At 42.0% G+C, this 20,858-nt stretch carries 15 protein-coding genes; 4 read left to right on the top strand and 11 right to left on the bottom strand.

Annotation, left to right across the window (positions count from 1 at the left end):
* The first annotated feature begins 186 nt into the window (after window positions 1–186).
* The gene (locus tag C900_RS00195) at window positions 187–1,530 is read left to right on the top strand and encodes a cytochrome ubiquinol oxidase subunit I (RefSeq protein ID WP_009577470.1); all 1,344 of its coding nucleotides are present in this window, start codon (window positions 187–189) and stop codon (window positions 1,528–1,530) included.
* 161 nt (window positions 1,531–1,691) lie between these two features.
* Entirely contained in the window at window positions 1,692–2,708 is a 1,017-nt protein-coding gene (locus C900_RS00190; protein WP_009577469.1) for a cytochrome d ubiquinol oxidase subunit II, read from the top strand.
* 692 nt (window positions 2,709–3,400) lie between these two features.
* Here C900_RS00190 and C900_RS00185 read toward each other — a convergent pair.
* The 6 genes from C900_RS00185 to C900_RS29085 all read right to left on the bottom strand — a co-directional run bounded on the left by C900_RS00185 (window position 3,401) and on the right by C900_RS29085 (window position 10,047).
* A complete protein-coding gene (locus tag C900_RS00185; RefSeq protein WP_009577468.1) occupies window positions 3,401–3,847 on the bottom strand; it encodes a PA2169 family four-helix-bundle protein in 447 nt (148 codons plus the stop codon).
* A 118-nt stretch (window positions 3,848–3,965) separates the two neighbouring features.
* Window positions 3,966–5,297 carry a DUF58 domain-containing protein gene (locus C900_RS00180; protein ID WP_157493824.1) on the bottom strand — a complete coding sequence of 444 codons (1,332 nt, stop codon included), beginning with the start codon at window positions 5,295–5,297 and terminating at the stop codon, window positions 3,966–3,968.
* Entirely contained in the window at window positions 5,294–6,271 is a 978-nt protein-coding gene (locus C900_RS00175) for an AAA family ATPase (RefSeq protein WP_009577466.1), read from the bottom strand. The genes C900_RS00180 and C900_RS00175 overlap by 4 nt, the downstream gene beginning before the upstream one ends.
* A 17-nt stretch (window positions 6,272–6,288) precedes the next feature.
* A complete protein-coding gene (locus C900_RS00170; protein ID WP_009577465.1) occupies window positions 6,289–7,491 on the bottom strand; it encodes a DUF4350 domain-containing protein in 1,203 nt (400 codons plus the stop codon).
* Window positions 7,484–8,185 carry a PepSY domain-containing protein gene (locus C900_RS00165; protein WP_009577464.1) on the bottom strand — a complete coding sequence of 234 codons (702 nt, stop codon included), beginning with the start codon at window positions 8,183–8,185 and terminating at the stop codon, window positions 7,484–7,486. Before C900_RS00165 ends, C900_RS00170 begins: the two co-directional genes overlap by 8 nt.
* Before the next feature lie 47 nt (window positions 8,186–8,232).
* Window positions 8,233–10,047: a stage II sporulation protein M gene (locus C900_RS29085; RefSeq protein WP_009577463.1), complete on the bottom strand. Its 1,815-nt coding sequence runs from the start codon at window positions 10,045–10,047 to the stop codon at window positions 8,233–8,235.
* Between the two features lie 36 nt (window positions 10,048–10,083).
* On the opposite strand from C900_RS29085, the gene C900_RS00155 reads away from it, so the two are divergent.
* Window positions 10,084–10,809 (top strand): RDD family protein, encoded by a 726-nt coding sequence (locus C900_RS00155; RefSeq protein ID WP_009577462.1) that lies wholly within the window; start codon window positions 10,084–10,086, stop codon window positions 10,807–10,809.
* Window positions 10,810–11,102: 293 nt separating this feature from the next.
* Here the strand turns inward: C900_RS00155 and C900_RS27915 are convergent, their stop codons facing one another.
* Window positions 11,103–12,941 (bottom strand): LamG-like jellyroll fold domain-containing protein, encoded by a 1,839-nt coding sequence (locus C900_RS27915; protein ID WP_009577461.1) that lies wholly within the window; start codon window positions 12,939–12,941, stop codon window positions 11,103–11,105.
* A gap of 17 nt (window positions 12,942–12,958) precedes the next feature.
* On the bottom strand, window positions 12,959–14,125 hold the full coding sequence (locus C900_RS00145) for a sigma-54-dependent transcriptional regulator (RefSeq protein WP_009577460.1): 1,167 nt from the start codon (window positions 14,123–14,125) through the stop codon (window positions 12,959–12,961).
* A gap of 371 nt (window positions 14,126–14,496) precedes the next feature.
* Between C900_RS00145 and C900_RS00140 the strand changes: the two genes are divergently transcribed.
* Complete coding sequence (locus C900_RS00140; protein ID WP_009577459.1) at window positions 14,497–14,925, top strand: VOC family protein; 429 nt, start codon at window positions 14,497–14,499, stop codon at window positions 14,923–14,925.
* Window positions 14,926–15,089: 164 nt separating this feature from the next.
* On the opposite strand, the gene C900_RS00135 is transcribed toward C900_RS00140, so the two are convergent.
* The 3 genes from C900_RS00135 to C900_RS00125 form a co-directional block, all read right to left on the bottom strand.
* Window positions 15,090–17,342 (bottom strand): S9 family peptidase, encoded by a 2,253-nt coding sequence (locus C900_RS00135; protein ID WP_009577458.1) that lies wholly within the window; start codon window positions 17,340–17,342, stop codon window positions 15,090–15,092.
* A gap of 226 nt (window positions 17,343–17,568) precedes the next feature.
* The gene (locus C900_RS00130) at window positions 17,569–19,635 is read right to left on the bottom strand and encodes a carboxy terminal-processing peptidase (RefSeq protein WP_009577457.1); all 2,067 of its coding nucleotides are present in this window, start codon (window positions 19,633–19,635) and stop codon (window positions 17,569–17,571) included.
* A gap of 239 nt (window positions 19,636–19,874) precedes the next feature.
* Window positions 19,875–20,780, bottom strand: a complete 906-nt coding sequence (locus C900_RS00125; RefSeq protein ID WP_157493823.1) for a hypothetical protein — start codon at window positions 20,778–20,780, stop codon at window positions 19,875–19,877.
* Between the last annotated feature and the right edge of the window lie 78 nt (window positions 20,781–20,858).

The raw sequence follows: 20,858 nt of genomic DNA, 5'->3' as shown, positions 1-20,858 counted from the left end.
TATAAAAAAAAGATGACATTATCACAGATATTCATCATCGACAACTAATGATACTTGTTCTTTGATGACTACTTTTACGGTACAGACGAATACTTGTTGAAAGCATTATATAACGGCATAATGCTCAGGCTTGCAGAGCAACAATCGAGTATTCATGGCTGTTTTTAAAACCAAAACATTGCTACTATGGATGACTTGCTGGCAGCCCGCTCGCAAATGGCCCTGTCTTTGGGCTTTCATATTATTTTTGCTTGCATCGGTATGGTAATGCCTTTTTTTATGGCCACCTCACATTACCTTTACCTGCGCTTCAATGACGAGCAATATAGAAACCTGACCAAAGCCTGGAGCAAGGGAGTTGCCATCTTTTTTGTAACCGGCGCTGTTTCCGGCACCATCCTTTCTTTTGAATTGGGCCTTCTCTGGCCCCAGTTTATGGAACATGCAGGACCTATTTTTGGTATGCCCTTTTCTTTAGAAGGAACGGCATTTTTCATAGAAGCGATCGCTATTGGTTTCTTCCTCTATGGCTGGGACCGTTTCAACAAATGGTTCCATTGGGTAACTGGTGTCGTTGTTGGGATCAGCGGTATTGCCTCGGGTATACTTGTAGTAGCAGCCAATGGATGGATGAACAGCCCTGAAGGCTTTGACTATGTCAATGGAGAATACCACAATATTGATCCGATAGCAGCCATGTTTAACGATGCCTGGTTTACCCAAGCATTACATATGATCGTGGCTGCCTTTGTTGCCACCGGGTTCGGGGTAGCCGGCATACACGCTATTATGCTTCTAAAAAGAAAAAATATACGATTTCATCTTAAGGCATTTAAAATTGCCCTCGTATTTGGAGCTGTCTCAGCCATAGCACAGCCTTTAACAGGTGACGTGGCCGCTAAAGATGTAGCACAGCGACAACCTGCTAAGCTGGCGGCCATGGAAGCTCATTTTGAGACCGAAGATCACGCGGACCTGATCATTGGCGGTATTCCTGATGAAGAAAAGCGAACTGTTGACTATGCAATAAGAATACCCGGAGCGCTCAGCTATCTGGCTCATGGAGATTTTGACGCTCGCGTAACCGGACTCAACGATATCCCCGCGGAATATCACCCTCCGGTGCTGATCACACATTTCGCATTTCAGATCATGGTATTATTTGGGATGGCGCTGGTAGCCCTTAGTATTTTGTTTTTTATTGCTCGGTGGAAGAAGAAAAGCTGGATAATGAAGAAATGGTTTCTACGGCTCTTTATCGCGGCCACCCCTGTTGGCTTCATAGCGGTAGAGGCCGGCTGGACAGTAACAGAAGTGGGCCGGCAACCGTGGATAATATATGGGATAATGAAGACCAAAGATGCTGTAACACCCATGCCTGGTATCTTCTATTCGTTTATTCTTTTCACCATAGTGTATATATCACTGGCTGCTGTTGTTACTTTTCTGTTATACAGGCAGATGAAAATGGTTCCTGTACTCTATGATGCAAATGGCGATGATCCGGGCGACTCTCTTTATCTTAACTAGTGTTGGTAAGAAAACTCTAAGTGGCTTTAAGAAAACATTCCCGACAAAGTGCCGGACGAAGTCACAAAAAGCGGAGCGTACTGAGGTACGAGAGCATTTTTGGGACAAACGAAACGCAGACATTGACGTTTTCTTAGAGACACTACTAATCCATCTTTTGTATGATATACGTTGTAATAGCTTTTTTATACCTTTCCATACTCCTCTACATCTTGTTTGGGGGAGCTGATTTCGGAGCCGGCATTATTGAACTGACATCCGGAGGCAAAGTGCGTACGCAAGTAAGAACACTCACCTACAAAACTATAGGCCCTATCTGGGAGGCCAACCACATGTGGCTGATCATAGTTATTGTTATCCTGTTTGTAGGATTTCCGGCTATCTACAGCATTCTTTCCGTCCACCTGCACATCCCTCTGCTATTAATGCTTTTCGGTATTATTGGAAGAGGTACGGCATTTATTTTTCGCCATTACGATGCGGTGAAGGATGACATGCAACAGGTCTACAACTTTATATTTACTTATTCCAGCTTCATCACTCCGTTATTTCTGGGAATAATAGCAGGTTCCTTACTTGCGGGGAATATTGACCCTGAAGCCCAAACTTTCAGCGAAGGCTACATCTGGACATGGATAAATTATTTTTCGTTTGCCGTAGGACTATTTACTGTTTCCATTTGTGGGTTCCTGGCTGCCATTTACTTAACGGGTGAAACAAAAGATGAGGCAATGAAAACCGTTTTCATCAGAAAATCGCGTCTTTTTAACATTACCACAGTTACTACAGGTGGGTTGGTATTCATAGCTGCGGAAATAGAGGGATTAAAGCTTATGAGAGAGCTTATCAGTCAACCGGTGACGTTAACGGCACTTATAGCAGCCACACTTTCTCTGATCCTGCTATGGCAGTTCCTCAAGCGCAGAAGCAAAGTCAGGATCAGGCTCACTGCTGGATTCCAAATTACGATGATACTTTTTGCAGTGAGCTATCTTTATTTTCCTGACTTTGTCGTAACCAGCAATGGCGACAACCTGTCTCTGCTGGATGCCGCAGCAAACAAGGGCCCGGTAGATGGCTTGGGCTGGGCTTTAATAATGGGGAGCCTGTTCATCCTGCCTGCTCTGTTTTATCTTATCTATAAGTTTCAAAAGGAGAATACCAGGGAAACTGTGTGAACAGGAACCGAAATGTAAAAGATTGTTAAGGGGCTTCAAACTGATTCCCTGTTTTCAGTAACAATTTCTAAATAACGGCATCATGCCTTTGTGCAATTTTGAGAATATTTCTCCACATTTTTGAGGTTATTTGGGGATTACATGAAGAAGTAGATGCTTCAAACGGCTAAATTTTAAGCATTGAAGCAGTTTAAAATAAAGGAACATCTTTTGTATATGGTGATTTAAGAAAAGTTGAAGAAAATATTCTCCATTAAGTTAATCTAATTCCTAATGTTTGATAATCCGGCTTCTGCGGCCGGATTATTTTTTTAAGGCTACCTCATTATAGTCATCATTCACCCGATGAGACTTGTTTTAAAAACATGCTCATCCGATCAGTTTTGCACTTCTTACATCCGTCACTGTCCTCCGCTGGCGGAGGTGTCCGAAGGACGGAGGTGGTAGAGCGTGGAGCCGGGCGCTAAGCGCTAAGCGTCAATCCACCTCTGTATCTCCGAAGGAGGAGAATGAGCGCGTATATAAAAACTCACAGGTTTCGCATTACCGATCACCGTCTTCTATTCAGGTTCTTCCAATTTCCGTCTTCCGACTTTCAAAAATCATTCACCCGATGAGACTTGTTTTAAAAACATGCTCATCCGACCAGTTTTGCACTTCTTTACTTCAGACTTCGGACTTCGGACTTCTCTCTAATGCGACTCTTTTACAAGATCCCTCAAACGGCATAAGTTGCCGTGAGCGCCACGAAGTTCGATCAACTGCTGCTCCAGGCGCTCTCTTAGGTTAGAAGAGAGATCCGGATCCCTTAACACATGCTGGTATTTGTCAATTGCCGCCTCTTCACCGGTAATTGAAGCATTGATCATAGCTTCATCGGTATTGGCTGACAGTGCTTTTTTTATGTCCATCCAGAACCTCCAGACATCACCAACCACTCGTGTACCCGCGTCTTCGGGACGTTTGGTTGAAAATGGCCTCAGCTCTTCTTCAAAGCTTATCGACTGGAGCATATATTTCTCAAATATGGACTTAATTTCAGGAGCCTCAGCATTGTTAAAAGCTTTTTCATAGCCCTTGATCCTTTCGTTAAGCACTTCAAATATCTCTTTTATTTCACTAGCTACCTTTGCTTCCATAGTATATCCTTGATTTATTGAATTATTATTTTTTCTAATAACAATCACAACCTTGGATAGTTAGGTGCAAAAAGTCATTTGATCTCTGAAAATGAGAAATATACGATAGTGTGAAACTTTATATCATGCCCCTACTCTTTAATTCCAGGTATTTATTAATGGCATTGATAGACAAATGCTCAGGGCGGGTAAAGATGTATTGAATGCCATAGTGCCGAAGCTCGTTGGCTATTTGCTCCCGATCAGCAGCCAGCTTGTGAGCAATTGTTTTGTAATAGATGTCTTTGAGGGATTTCTTCTCAGCATTGTAGTATTCTATCAACTCCTTATTCTCAAATACTATGACGACCAACAAATGCGATTTATTGATCTTTCTAAGAGCAGGCAATACCCGTTCCAAAGAATGCACACTCTCAAAATTGGTAAACAGGAATATAAGACTTCTGCTTCTAAGCGTTCGCTGCAGGGCAGGGTACATCTTTTCATAATTAGCATCCAGCATCGACTCCTCCTCTTTGTATAAAGTTTCGAGTATCAGTTTAAGCTGATTGCGATTTCTATCGGCCCGAATCATACTTTCCACCCGGTCCGAAAAAGTGATCAATCCCGCCTTATCCTGCTTCTGAAGCGATGTATTCGCAATAACTAAACTCGAGTTAATCGAATAGTCAAGTAAGCTGAGACCATTAAAAGGCATTTTCATATAACGACTCTTATCGATCAGGCAGTACACCTGCTGGGCCTTCTCATCTGTGTAGCTATTTACCATCAGCTTATTGATCCGTGACGTAGCCTTCCAGTTCATACTTTTATAGTCATCGCCTCTGGTATATTCCTTGATCTGCTCAAATTCATAACTATGCCCTATCCTTCTGATCTTTTTGATTCCAAAGTTAGCGGTGGCGCTCATGGCAGATCTCAGCTCGTACTTCTTCATGTCCATGATAGAGGGATACACCGCAATATCCTGCTGAATTTCAAACGATAACCTTCTTTGTATTAAACCGATTGCAGAAGACAAAAACAGATGCAGGCGGCCAAAATTATAGACTCCCCTCACCAATGGCCGCACATGATATACCAATAGCTTTCTTTCTCCGGGATTGATCATAAACTTCAGCCGAAAATCTCGCTGTTGGAGTTGGTAGGGCAATTCATCTACCGCATCAATAATAAGAGGAATACCAGCGGCACTTGCTATTCTCAACTTCACCTCATTTTCATTTCCAAGCGACATAAGCCTTGAGGTAATCCGCACACACCTCAGCTTCAGCGATTTGTTATATAGCAGCAGAACATCCACGATCAGTGTAGCTGCCAGTGCCAGTAAAGTTGTTTGGCCAATAGCCAAAAATACTGGCCATACAAAGCCCAGTACAAATATGAAAATGATGCCTCCCAGTAGGTAAAAGAATCTGGAAGGCAGATACAAGTTGCGTAGTTTTATCACCTGGGCACTTCAGTTTTCTTGATGATCTCTTCGATAACATCTTCTGGTTCCATTCCTTCAAGCTCCCTGTCGGGGTTGAGAATGATACGATGGTTCAGCACAGCCTTTGATACAAATTTTACGTCATCGGGGATCACAAAATCTCGTGCATTGATGGCTGCAACTGCTTTTGAGGCCCGCATAAGCGCCAGAGACGCCCTGGGGGAAGCGCCCAGGAATAGATCGCCATTATTACGAGTATCAAAGATGATCTCCGCAATATAATCGAGGATCTCATCTTTTATATGTACCTTCTCTATCAACTGTCCCGCTTCTTTGATATCCTTTTCCTTCAGTACCGCCTTTACGGTCTTCATTAACTCTAGTGAGAAGTTCTGCCTGAACTTTCTAAGAATAAGCTTTTCTTCCTCCAGGTTTGGATAATCCAGCTTAATCTTAAAAAGGAACCGGTCGAGTTGTGCCTCAGGAAGTCTGTATGTACCCTCCTGCTCTATCGGATTTTGTGTGGCAATGATCATAAATGGAAATTCCATTGGGTAGGTGGTGCCATCCACTGTCACCTGTCGTTCTTCCATTACTTCAAAGAGGGCTGCCTGCGTTTTTGCGGGCGCCCGGTTGATCTCATCTATGAGAACAATATTGGAAAATACCGGCCCGGAATTAAACACAAACTCCGAATTTTTAAGATTAAACACCGAAGTGCCTACAACATCGGAAGGCATGAGGTCCGGTGTGAACTGGATGCGACTGTAGTTAACCGACAAAGTTTGGGCAAATAATTTTGCTCCCATAGTTTTGGCCAGTCCGGGTACCCCTTCTAATAATATGTGTCCTTTGGTAAAAAGTGACACCATCATCAGGTCTACCAGTTGATCCTGTCCAACAAGGAGCTTCTTTATTTCCTGCCTCACGGCATTCACACTTTCCCTGAAGCGAACCAGCTTTTCATCTACTTGTATATTTTCTTCTTCCATTAATCTATATTTTCTTCTTATTTACTTTTTTGATAGAACGACTCAATCATTTCGTGAAATCTAATGAGCTCATTAGCTGATATTTCCACTTTAAAATCAAGCCTTTGGTATTCTTTAAAAATCTTGTGCACCTCGTCTTCAGACACATGAGATTTCAGGCTTATTTTTCTGATCAACTGGTCATTCACATTATTCGTATGCAGATAATACCTGTTCCTCACAAATGCCATAAAGAGGTTCATTTTATGATCAGCTATTTTCTTATGATTCTGTTCCTCAAAATAGAGGTATCCCATGGTTTCGGCAAACTCTATTGATGTATTGCGGTTAGCAGCAAGTACAGGAATAATTCTTTGTCTGCGCCTGGCATAAAAGATGAAATAAATGAGTACGCCTGCCAATAAAAGATACCATGCCCATCGAAGTGCTGGCTGCGAAAGTATGTACTTCAGCGGACTATTCTTATCATTTCCAGCCTGAAAAGGAAGTTTACTGAACTCATCCCAGTAAATATGCCCGGTCGGGAAGTAAGCCAATAGATTTTCCACATAACCCAGGTGCTCTTCATCCGTAAGGTAATAATTAGTAAACGCCAGCGGAGTAGTATGAAAGTAAAAATAACCTTCTCCATAAGGAGCCCGCAAAAAATTGGCTCTGCTTCCCTCAAAGTGTCCCAATGCCTCCAGTTGCTGCGGACAGATCAGACTGTCCAGATAATTCCAATAGTAGTCGGCAGCTTCATGATTCTGCACGTAGGTATACCAGTAACGTGTCGAATCATTTTCGAGGTTCATTTCTACCTCCTCTGACGGCCATGACTGAATAATACCACACTCACCGGTAAGTATCTCATAACTGACATCATAGGGAAAAGCGTTTGTTGCTATAAAAGCAACATTACCAGCATTTACAAACGACATCAGAGAATCAATATCTTCATACTGATAGTAGCCGCTCTGCCCCAAAAGCACATAGAGTGAGTTGCGTTGTGTGCCGGATATTGTGTCTGACAACGATGACTCCAATATGGTAAAGGAATCACTGAAGTGTGATTTCAGTAACTGGTGAAAAACAAATGCACCATAAGGCTCCTTGCTATCAATACGTAAGGTCTCTCGCCAGCTAAAGAACCTGGAGTCCCGGTCTTTCGTAAAATAGAAAACAAGAAAGACCCCCACCAGCAACGCCCCGATAATAATGAACAGCTTTTTTCTATCCATTCTGAAGGGTGTTAATAGCTTGAAAATAATCCTTGAACTTGTGGCTGGCATTGATCAGGTACCCATCTCCTAACTCCTTCTCGCCATACCATACCAACTGATAGATACCAGTAATCTCCTCAAATTGCGAATGACTGCCATGGTCACGCATTTCATAGAGGTATTCAAGATTGGTCTTTTCTTTCTTCCAGATTATAAGGCCTTTGATGGATAACTCTTTAATGATCATTAAGTAATAGATCCGAAGAGCGAGCCGGTAATTCTTGTCTTCAACAGCCTTTCGTAGCCAGCGCATCAAATCTGACTCCATCAGATTTTCCTCTATGTCTTCTAAGGCCATTTGCTCCTGATCCCCCTCCTTCTTTTTCCTCTTGAGCCAAATATTATTACCCACCAGTTTGCTGATCACCAACACCAGTACCGCAATCGCCAGCACTATAAAAATGATTTTTAAAACCGGACCTGCGAAAGGAAAGATGGTTCCCCATCCAGAGCCGCTGATCGGACGCGAAGTATTATCATCCTGAAGTTCTCCACGCTGTCGTCCTTTGCCGGCATTTCCTTTTCCCCGAGGCATATTATTCTCACCTGCATTACCCCCCTTTCCATCGGGAGAATAGTCAATATCTTTTGTAATCTGACGCCACTCCTTCCTGTCAAACGATTCGAATTCCTGTCCTCTCAGGCCGGACAAAACAAATGTTAATCCAAATATTAATAAACAAATACCACGCATCCTCATCATTCCGTGTCCTTTCCAAATAGCTCGATCTGCTGCTTTAACCAACCTGCTTCCTTTATTTCAAGCAAGCTAAAATATTGCAGTGAAAAACCATACAAAAACAATGGTAAAATCAGGGTGATAGATATGGTAATAACAAGTCCGTTGAGCACCAGCCCTACATAGTATGTCGTATCAGGGTCAAGCACAAAATTGGAGGTTAGGAAATCAAGGTAGAAAGCAAAAAACGGGGAATCAACCAAAACAAAAAACACAAATGCAATAAATAACAGCAGCGAATATAATCCTAGAATACGACCCGAACTCTGCACTAAGAATCCCTTAAAAAAACCCATTGCGGAAATAAATGATCTTTTGGCCTGCAGATAGATAAACAAGCTATAGTATACGGTGGGAAGCACTGCTAGCCATAAGATAAATGATAAAAAGCCATCGGCAAAAAACGGGATATTGAATAAAATGGCACTGGTAACTATTCCCCATAAAAGCCTTTTTTTATTAAGCTCGAACATCATGATGTCGGAAGCTTTGTAAAGCGTCCAATAAGCAACTCCGGCTAAAAGCGCTGTATTCAAAAGAAACAATGAGGGAAACTCCGTGTAATTAATAAGGAACGACAGCTTTTCAAAAGCCCAGACATCGATGGAAATCAAGCCAATAGAAACAGGCTTCTGCAAAATATAAGCAGCCGCTCCCACATATATCACCGAACAAAGAAATACCGGTTTAATATAGTACCTGAAAAGTTTCTTATAAATGATCAACGCATCTCTGAAAATTTCATTGACACCTCTGATTGCTCCTTTAAATTGAGGAATCTGTGTTTTTCTGACTTGCAAATGACTTTCCAGGATCCCTTGCAGCGTTCCATTACGGTGTTTTACAAAAGGATACCAAACAAAATAAAAAAGCATAAATACCAGCGACACCAATATCAAAGCCAGCTTTACCGAAGTGGGCAGCTCCGTATATCGGGTTATGAATGACTCTATTAAAGCTGCAAAAACCAATATAGGTACAATTCCGACCAGGAGCTTCAGCCCGCGTCTTGCTGAAAGCTGAAATGCCCTCAACCGCGAATAGGTACCGGGAAAAACGAATCCTTTCCCCAATACAATACCTGCTCCACCGGCAATGACGATGGAAGATATCTCCAATGTGCCGTGAAGCCAGATGGTAAGGAATGATTCAAAGCCCAGGTCCCTTTCAATAAAAAAGTATTGAAAAGTGCCCACCATTATGCCGTTGTAAATAAGAATGATAATGGCCCCCAGGGAGAAGAAAATGCCGGTAATAAATGTTCTGAACGCAACAAGCACGTTATTGAGGGTGATGCCAAGGAACATATCAACCTCATTCATTTTTTTATAAACACCCATCGGATCTCCCTCTTCAATGTTCCTGATTGTCATCTCTACATACGAATCTCCGAGTATACTGCGGGCGAATTCCGGATCATGCACCGAAGATACCACACCAATGGCTGCAGCCAATAGAAACACGGCTAAGGCGATGAATAACTCCACACGTGAATGAAACACAATGGAAGGTAGCTCTTCTTTCCAAAAATGGGTGAATTTGTTCCTGCTCTCCTTTTTGTTTTTATAGATATTATAAAAAAGCTGTTGGGCCAGGTTGTTGAGATAAACCCTTATGGAGCGATTAGGGTAGTTAGTGCGTGCATATGACAAATCATCGGTAATTTGAATAAACAGATCACTTAATTTGTCAGGATCTCTTTTATTAAGTCGCAGGAGTTGTTCAAACTTCAACCATTTTTCCTTATTTTGCTCAATGAACTTTGTCTCCTTCATCAGTTATCCGTGATTCAATATTATTAGACTTCCAATATGCAAAAAATTGAAATTAACACCACACAAAATGTTAATATTGAATTTGAGGCCGCCTCTCTGAGGGAGCGAATTGTTGCCTTTTTCATCGATTTTCTCATATTGGCCGGTAGTATCACAATATTAATGATTATTATGGCCGCGGCATTAGGATCAGGGGTCGAATATGCATATTATCTTGTTATTGTTCCTATATTTCTATTCTATACATTGTTATTTGAAATATTGAACCACGGACAAACACCCGGTAAACGTGCAGTAGATCTGAAAGTGGTCAAGCTAAACGGGTCGGAACCACGCTCCAGTGACTATGTACTGCGATGGTCATTTCGCATGATTGATATTTACTTTTCGCTTGGCGCGCTGGCTTCTATTTTCATCAGCAGCTCCAACAAAAACCAGCGCCTGGGCGATATGGCTGCCGAAACCTCCGTTATCAAGATCAAGCCCTCAAAAGTGTTGCGCTTCAGCGATATCATCAAGATAAATTCTTTGGAAAACTATGAACCGAAGTTTCCTGAGGTGAAGAAACTATCCGAAGCAAATATGATCCTGGTAAAAAATGTGCTGGAGCGTTATAAAGAATTTCCCAACCGGGCACATAGGGAAGCAGTGCATATGCTTGTTGACAAAATAAAGGCGCAAACAAACATCGATCAGGGCTCTATGCCGGATATCGACTTTCTAAAAGTCCTGATCAATGACTATGTAGTATTAACGAGATAGCTTTTTTATTAACAATCACGGATTACACGCGTACCCGGAATGGAATCTTGCCATCCCACTGCTTTAGCGCCCGAAAATGAAAAGATTTCAAAAGGTATGAACCCGCAGGATGCCCTGCCAATGATAATCAGTAGTTCAGATTTGGATCCATCTTAATTTACACTTTTGCACCTGTTTTTATATTATAGTTTTTAACGGAATTACTAAGCCTATTTAGGAAGAATACCCTTCCCGGCTTAAAAAAACGGGTGGCCATGAAACCACAGCCGCCCGCTTACTTTAAACATACATGGTTATTTTCTTAGGATCACCTGCTTGGTGTATTTATTCTCAGGAGTGGATACCATCACCAGGTAATTGCCTGCCGACATGTTACTTGGATCTATCCTGACGGCAACTGCTCCCATACCTTCATCTTGAATGTCTTGTCTGAAAACCGCATTACCCTGGAGATCCATCATCACCACCCGGGCGTCCTGTCCACTGGCCATACCTTCAACGGTGACTGTAATTGTCTGGTTAAAAGAGGGATTTGGATACACAGATAACATCAATTCTTCCGTAGTTGTAGTAGTATAACTTACCAGCGCCGGAGCAAAATATTCAAACTTACCGTCAAAGTCAGTTTGCTTAAGCCTGTAATACGATTTTCCGGCCATAGGATTTCTATCAGTGAAGGAGTAAGACAATGACTCATCACTGTTGCCGGCCCCATCTACTGTGCCCACAATTTGGTATTCCTTTCCATCGCGGCTTCTCTCAATAGTAAAGAAGTCATTGTTCAGTTCGGAGGTTGTGGTCCAGTCTATAATTACATCCGAGCCTTCTACCACTGCCTCAAAGCTTAGCAGCTCAATAGGCATAACGGTCTCTTCTCCCGATCCAAGTATATATTCTGTACCAGTTTGATTGGGAATTACCAGTTTTTTAGAGCCTTTTTGCGGGTTTCCATGCGCCCATTTAGCCCCACTGTTCGGCCTTTCGGCCAATACCAGCACTGCCGTATCAATCGCCCCTTCATAATCACTATAATCGTAAGTAAGTGTATACTTCGTATTGCCCATTACATATACACCCCAATAATATCCTTCCAGGCTTTCTATACCGTCAGGCAAGGTAATATCATTAGGCGCTGCTCCAACATAATAAATATGAATACCTTGAGGTTTGCCATCTGTAATAGTTACAGTTACCGCGCCCTTCCCCGGGATACTGTATGTATATTCATCGGCATCATACGCATAGCTACTTTGGTCGCCCATATAAACACCGGAAGCCATCCACCCTGCTGACAAGTCTGCACTTAAAGTACCTGTAACACCACGGGTTTTATCAGAAGTTATTCCATCAACTCCCTCATCAAAATTAAAGTAGTAAAGCAGGCCTGTTTCATTACCGGAAAGCTTTTCAGTAAGGGTACTTCGAATTTCAGACAGGCTTCTGGCTATGTGCCAAAGTCTCACATCATCCAGGCTACCTTCAAAATAATAAGACTTTCGTGAACCGTTGTAACTATCTGCCTTTGAGCCTTCCCCGATAAAGCCAAAACGACTCTTCCCGGTACCCAGATTCTGGCCACTGTGAGCATTTTTTACAGAAGCAGATTCCTTCCCATCAATATAAATAACCTTATCCTTTCCGTCATACACAGCCGCTATGTGATGCCATTCCCCATCATTCACCTTATCTTTAGCCTCCAGGTCGTTTACTGTTTCACTCTCATCGGTAGTTCGAAAAGACACACGACCCTTTTTCTTATCTATATAAAGGCTGAAGTACTCATTTCCATCAAAATCAATGATAGCTCCTTCATCATTCACATTATTCCCACCCTTTGCAGTGGTATTCACCCATGCTTCAATAGTGATCTGAGCAAACTGTCCCGCCTTTTCAAAAGAATCATCCAACGCCACATAATCATCTACGCCATCAAAGGTGAGCGCGTAGCCCGGTCCTTTCACGCCACCTCCGAAATCACCTTCGGCACGCGTAGCATCAACATTGACAAAACTGTTATAGATAAAAACCACTATAAAGATGACAACCGCGGTTGCCATACCGATAGCAGCATATCTAAGATAAATACTCGTGCTGGTTTTTAAGGTAGGTTTCTGTTTTTGACGTAGTCTCATAACTCATGTATTTAAATTTATCCCGAGAATATTAAGTCCTCTTCCTGTATTTCTGAGCTATCAGCCATTAAAGCAGCCCTTTCAACTATAGACTTTAGCTCTCTCACATTACCAGGCCATGAATGCTTCACAAGCGCTTCCATAGCAGGTCGTGATATTTTCATTTCGCCCATCTTATTCTGCTCTGTAAATTCCTTGAGGAATGCCTTTGCCAGAATAATGATGTCATCACCACGCTCCCTGAGCGGAGGTAACTGTAATAAAAACCCTTGCAGACGGTAAAAAAGATCTTCCCGGAAACGTCCCTCTTTTACTTCCTTCATCAGGTCTTTATTGGTTGCTGCAATCACGCGTACATCGAGCTTCATGGCTTTGTTATTTCCTAACCTCACCACTTCCTGCTCTTGCAGTACTCGTAGCAGCTTTTTCTGGGTATCCATATCTATCTCTCCTATTTCATCAAGAAAGATGGTACCCTGATTTGCCTCTTCAAACTTCCCGATCCGCTTTGAAGTGGCTCCGGTGAAAGCTCCTTTCTCATGACCAAACAATTCGCTTTCCACCAGATCAAGGGGAATGGCTCCCATGTTTACGGTTACAAAAGGTTTTTTCTTTCTTTGAGAGTTGTAGTGAATAGCACGTGCAAAAAGTTCTTTTCCCGTACCACTCTCACCGGAAATCATCACCAGTATGTTCTTTGATTCAACTTTTTGAACCAGGTTCAGCATCTTCATGATCGCTGGGCTACTCCCCAGGATATTGCTGTATTTATTTCGTTCAAACACCTGCTCTCTGAGCGACTCCACCTCCTGCTCCAGTTTGATAGCTGCGATCAGGTTCTTCACACTGTTATCAAGCTCAACCAGCGTATCTTCATTTTTTATCAGATAAGAGGTGGCGCCCATTTTGTAGGCCTCCACCACTACTTCAAGGTCCTTTTGACCTGAGATCAGAATGGTATAGATACCGGTATCAAACTTTTTGATCTTCGATAGCAACTCCAGTCCATTAGCATCCGGCAGATGAAAATCAATCGTAATGATATCAGGTCTCTCATGCAAGCTGGAGACACAGTCTTCAGCGTTTGTAAAATATGTAAACTCAAGTAACTCATGTCTTTTTAAGGTCTCTCCTATCATCATAGAATAAACCGGGTCGTCATCGACCACAAATACTTTTATCATAACACCTTTTTACCAGTTTAGATGTCTTTTACCGCATCTTCCGGTCTGTTGTTTATATTTGAAATCCAGCCCAGGTAACAGTAACAAACATTAGTGAACAAAAAACTTTTAGTATTTAACCTAAATTATATAAATAACATTAACAATTACTTAAATAAGTTTAGTTAATAACAAACACCATGACTCATGTAACTTTTATTGCAATTTTTAATACAATCAATGATAGCAAAGAAGGCAAATCATACTAAAGTATGAGGAAAAATGCCTGATTATCTACCTATTTGCGAGCTAAAGAGATGACATCATTCAAACAGCTTGTGGTGTAAGTTTGAATAGCGAGAAAAGAATAATCAACAATAAATTCAAGTATTATGAGTAAAAACAACAAAAAAGTTACAGGTGTAGGAGGAATTTTCTTTAAATGTAAGGAGCCCAATCAAATGAGAGAGTGGTATGACAAAAATCTGGGGCTGGTTACTAACGAATATGGCTCCTTATTTGAGTTCCGTCAGTCGGATGATCCTGAGAAAAAAGGATACTTGCAATGGAGTACTTTCAGTGAAAACACTACTTATTTCGAGCCATCGGAGAAAGATTTTATGATCAATTATCGGGTGGAAAATATTGAAGCACTGGTTGATGAACTAAAAGCTTCGGGGGTAACAGTGCTGGATGATATAGAGACCTATGAATATGGGAAGTTTGTCCATATCCTGGACCCGGAAAATAATAAAATCGAATTGTGGGAGCCTGTAGATCAGGTTTTTACAGATAGCTATGAGGGGCAGACAACGAAGTAAGGATGGTCAATGGTCAATGGTCATTAGTGAATAAGGAACTAATGACCATTGACCACTCAACTACTTAGTGACTTTAAGAAAACGCCAAGGTCAAGGCTTACTAAGAGGTACGTGAGCATTTTTGGGGCGAGCGTAACGCAGACATTGGCGTTTTCTTAAAGACACTACTTACTATCAACCTTCACTCCCTTTGGCTTATTTTCTGCCTTAAGGTGCTCATTGAGATAGTCGACATACTGGGTGTATAACAACACATAGCTTGGGCCATTATACGCCACGCCATGTGCGCCGGGGGGATAGATCCTCAGATCTGCATCCTTTCCATTGTCAATCAGCGCTTTCACCAACTGCATGGTGTTTTGCATGTGAACGTTCTCGTCCATGGCTGAATGAGCAATAAACATTCTTCCTTGCAGATTCCCAGCGGCTGCCGTAGCAGCGCTCTTCTCATAACCCTCTTTGTTATCATTAAGCAGGTCCATATAACGTTCCGCATATATACTGTCATACAACCTCCAATCGGTGACAGGCGCTCCTACAAGCGACACCTTAAAAACATCTGGGTGATTAAGCATGGTATAACTTGACATATATCCGCCATAGCTATGGCCTCGGATAGACATCCGGTCTCCATCTACCCAGGATTGCGAAGCGAGGTATTTGGCAGTTTCAACAAAATCCTTACTCTCCCACTCTCCCAAATTACCATAGACAACCTTTTCGAACTTACTGCCATAGCCTCCTGAGCCCCTGTTGTTGACGCTGGCAATGACATAACCCTGTTGGGCCAGATACTGCTCCCAGGCACTGGTGGCGAATTCATTATATACAGACTGTGCACCGGGTCCTCCGTAGATGTTGAGCACTAACGGGTAAGCCTTTTCGGGATTGAAATCTTTAGGCTTAATAATATACGCATCGAGCTTCTGCCCATCGCTGGTAGTGAAGGTAACCAATTCTTTGGGGGAATAGAAGTGCTCATTGGTAAATTCCTTCACGGCTTTATTCTCTTCAAATTTTTTCAGCATCTGGCCTTTGGACGTCCATAATTCCACCTGACGAGGAGTATTAATATTTGAATAGGAATCGATATAATATTTTCCATTAGGAGCTACATCAAGTGAGTGTCTTCCTGCCGCTCTTGTTAGCTTCTTCTTATCCTTACCACTAAAGTTAACAGCATAAAGGTGACGTTCCAGGGGAGACACTTCGGTGCTGGTATAGTATATCGTGCTATTTTTTGAGTCCACAGCCTCCACTCGTGTCACCTCCCACTCACCGTTGGTCACCTGGTTGATAATGTTACCCTGGTAATCATATCTGTAAATATGGCTCCACCCGTCTCTGTCCGATATCCACAAGAATTCCTCCTTATCTTCAGGGAAAAAGAATAAATGCATGATACCGGCAAAGAAATCAAACACATCTATCCATGCTTCCGATTGTTCCTCCATGATCAGCTTTCCCTGTCCGCTTTTTACATCATTAAAGAACAGTTTCAAATGATTTTGCTTACGATTTAGATGCACGATAGCCAACTGACCGGAGGTAGATGTCCAGTAAATTCTTGGAATATATCCACCATTCAGTTTCACATCCATCCATTGATTGTGGCGTGCAGCCACATCTATCACGCCTATTTTTACTGTGGGGTTGGTATCACCTACCTTTGGATATGGCACATTTACATATTCCGCATGCTGCCCTGAATAGTCGGTCATCTGAAAAATAGGCACGTCACGTTCATCGGACTGCCAAAATGCAATATACTTACTGTCCGGTGACCAAACCCACGCCTGGGCCAATCCGAATTCCTCTTCATAGGCCCAACCAAAACGTCCGTTATAAAAATACTCTTCCGCATCCAGGGTAAGCTGTGTTTCCTTTTGGGTACTAAAGTCAAAAACAAACAGGTTCCCGTCTCTTTCATAGCCTATCTTGGTGCCGTCAGGAGATATTTCAGCAGTCTGAGCATCCTTAGCCACGAGCTTTAGTGTCTTGTCCGCCACCGAGTAAAAGTAGAAGTCAGAAATTCCTGACCTTCTCCATACCGGCCTGAAATTGGTTTGGAATAATATATACTTTGAATCTTTTGACCACTGAAAGGAGGTGTACTCAAAATTTTTGTCATGGTCAGGAAATTTCACCCCTTCTGCCTTAAAGATCAATTCGTCTTTTTGAGTTTTGGGATTGAAGGACCTGATTTCAGGAGTACCATTTTTGCTATCAATATAGGAAAACCGGTCCCCCTTATCGATCCAGTTGACACTGGCAGGGCCGCTACCACCCGAAAGCCTGCCTCCTGAAAACAATGCCTCACGGACATCAGAATATTCCTTCTGCTGAGCAATTAATTCCGGCCTGAAAGCCAGTATGCTCATGATGAAAAGCAATAAATATATCTTACGATTTAACATACATTATAAGTTTACTTGAAGCTTAAAATTAAATAATTTCTACAATGTAGCACGGAGATAGCTCAAAAATCAAAAACGTGAAAGTTGGAAGACTAAGGCCGGAAGTAATCGGTGATAATCGGTAACCAGAGGCCGATTTAATGCATGCCTGCCACTCTTCTTCCAAAAAAAAGAGCCATTATTCCGTAACTGCGAATAATGGCTCCTTTCTAATATACAACAGATCTTATCCTATCTCTGAGATCATTTCAGATAGAATTATTACCCCTTCTTTTAGGTATGGGTCTTCAATTTTAATAGCATCTTTCTCTCCGTCTCCTTCCTTTTGTATTTTAGTCCCGGAAAGTGAAACCCGGCTGGCTTTTCTCTTTTCAGCCTCTGCTATCTCCTGCTTCCGCTTCTCTTCATTCAGCGAAATTTGTGTTTTAGACAGGCTTTCTTTTAACTCACGGGTATCCTCTACCAGGCCTTTCAAGCCATTATCGCTGGTAAGTCTCTTATTGTAAACATCATTCAGCTTTACCACCATTTTGGGTGATACCTTGTCTGTCATTTTAAATGTTGCGCTTTTGATCTGATCCCAGGGCAATGCACCTTTGCTTGCGCTCTCTCCGAATTCATTTGCATCAAATGCTGACGGCAGATTGACATCGGGATTAACACCTAAATGCTGGGTGCTGCTACCGGTTACTCTGTAGAATTTTTGCAAAGTTAGCTTAAGCTGGCCTGCCTGCTGCTGTCCATCTAACTGGAGGTACTTACCAAGGTCAATTATACTCTGAACCGTTCCTTTCCCGAATGTCTGTTCACCGATTACCACACCCCGGTGGTAATCCTGTATAGCAGCAGCAAAAATTTCAGAGGCCGAAGCGCTAAATCTATTGATCATTATTGCCAAAGGTCCGTCATAGATCACTCCCGGATCGTCATCTTCACCCACTTCGATCCGGTTGGTTGAGGTACGCACCTGCACTACCGGACCGTCCTTTATGAACAAACCGGTAAGATCTATGGCCTCTGCCAGCGATCCGCCACCATTATTACGCAAGTCCATCATCAACCCATCAATCCCCTGCGCTTCGAGCTCTTCTACCAGGCGTTTCACATCTCTTGTGGTACTGGTATAATCAGGGTCTCCCGCCTGATAAGCATCAAAATCCATATAAAAACTAGGTAGCGTGATAACACCTATTTTGAATTCTCTTCCATCTTTACGCAGAGGCACGACTTCTGCCTTGGCCTGCATATCTTCCAGCTTAATTTTATCACGAACCAGTGTGATCACTTCTGAAGGACCGTTAACACCAGTCTCGGCAGGTAATATTTCTAATCTTACCGTAGTACCTTTTGGCCCTTTGATCAATTGCACTACATCGTCTATACGCCATCCTATCACATCTACGATCTCACCTTCCTCGCCCTGTCCTACACCTACTATTCTATCGTTTTCATGCAACAGGTTGCTCTTTTCTGCAGGGCCTCCAGGCAATACCTGCACAACTTTAGTGAAATCTGTCTCTGTCTGCAATCTGGCTCCGATACCCTCCAATGAAAGGCTCATATTCTGTTTGAAGCGATCTGAAGTACGTGGTGAGAAGTAATTGGTATGAGGGTCGAATGCTTCTGCAACAGCATTCATATACAGTTCAAACACATCTTCTGTTTTATATTGCTGAATGGCCTTGTCAAAGCGTTCATATCGTTTGGTAATAGTTTCTTTTATGCCCTCCTGATCCTTGCCGTTTAATCTCAACGAAAGCGTCTGACTTTTTATCATCTTCCTCCAAAGCTCGTTCAATTCATGATCGTTATTAGACCAGGCTTCTTTTGAGCGGTCAGTGTTGTAGTATTCGTCAATGGTGTAGTCAAATTCCACATTTACCAGGCTATCGAGAACAAAGGACATTCTATTGTCAAACCGTTCTTTAAAAACTGCATATATTTCGTAAGCGGGGCTAACGCTTCCTGCTTTCGTTAAGTCATCAATTTTAGTTCTGAACTTCTCAAAAGACTCGATGTCCGATTTCAAAAAATAGGAACGGTTATTATCCAGTGTTTCAATGTACGTATCGAGGATCACTGATGAAAGTGAGTCGTTAAGCTTAATTTTTTTGTAATGGTAGGTGTCCAGTATCTGAGCGATCAGTTTGGCTTCATCTCCGTAATACGATTTAGGAACCAGCTCGGTGCTATCTCCGGGAGCAAGACCCAGGTCAGCAGCAGGGTTAGAACTATAGGTGATGAAACTTAAAAGTACCAGGATGGGAGCTAATAGAACTGCGATCTTCTTCATGCTTCTCTGCTTTCTAATCAATAATTATTTTTCTGTGGTATTAACGCATACTTCACCAAAAGGGTGCCAGAAGTAACAAAACTTCTCAAAAAAAACTAAACCGGGTGAAAAAGCATTGAGTAAATTAGGCAAAATAAAAAATAAAAGGAAGTGATTTTCAGGTTTTTTCATCTGTAGAATAAGGGAGGCTTTCACTTTTGTTGACTATAGAGAAAAGCCTCCCAAGAATGACATTAAAGCTATATTGCTCCTGTTTTTTCGAAATCAAACTCATCAAGAAATTTTGTGGCCTGCTCTACGGTTTGAAAAGTATAGCTTTTCTTTTCGCCATTTGAACCATGGATCTCTACTTTTACTACGTTTACCAGCGCATTTTTTTTGAACTTGGACTGTTCGGGCTTGAAGCCATCATAGTTTTCTTCCCTCGCTATATGGAATTGTGTAGCCCTAACCGAGCCACAATACTGACATTCATAATGTTTGATCAGCTCACCCTCCTTTGTTTCTGTTGGAGGCTCAATGATCTCCTCCCTAACAACTTTCATTGTGTAAAAGCCGCAATTGCCGCATTGCAGCGCTTCAAGGTGTCCCTGATACTTTTCTATTTTGGTATAACCGGTTTCCTCATCTATCCAAACATCATAATCCACTGAAAATACATTCTCTTCCGCTTGCATCCCTTCATCCAAATGTACATCTTCCTCATCTTCGCTCAACAGTCTCATTTTTCTGCCGGTATTAGGATTGACACGAGGTGTATACCTCCATTTTCTGAGCTTTTTATTTAGCTTCGTAGGGTAGTAGTATTGTAGTACCAACGCAGCTATATACCCTATGAGTGTTCCGCCTGCAACGGAAATAAACAAACGCACGAAAAACCATACCGGATCGAATTCAAGCGTGTTTTTACCATATGTATTGATCAACATAGCTACGGCTACCGCAATAAGTATAAAGCACAGCTTGTACGCTTTGATCTCATATTTTCTCAGATAGTCATATTTATCCTTATAATCACTAATACCAGAAACACGAATGTTATGATATATATAGATGATAATAGCTAACGCGGTAAATGCAATAGCGCCTATAATCATTGCGCTATGCCAATTTGAGAGAAAGCCACCTGCAGTAGATTCTTCCATAGTCACTGTTATTTAATTATTTTTACTTGCCATAAATATAATTAAATAGTTGTTAATCCCTTGAGTAAATTGTTCAAT

This window comes from Fulvivirga imtechensis AK7, from assembly GCF_000331535.1.
GTDB lineage: Bacteria > Bacteroidota > Bacteroidia > Cytophagales > Cyclobacteriaceae > Fulvivirga > Fulvivirga imtechensis.
This window is presented reverse-complemented; position numbering and strand designations above follow the sequence as displayed.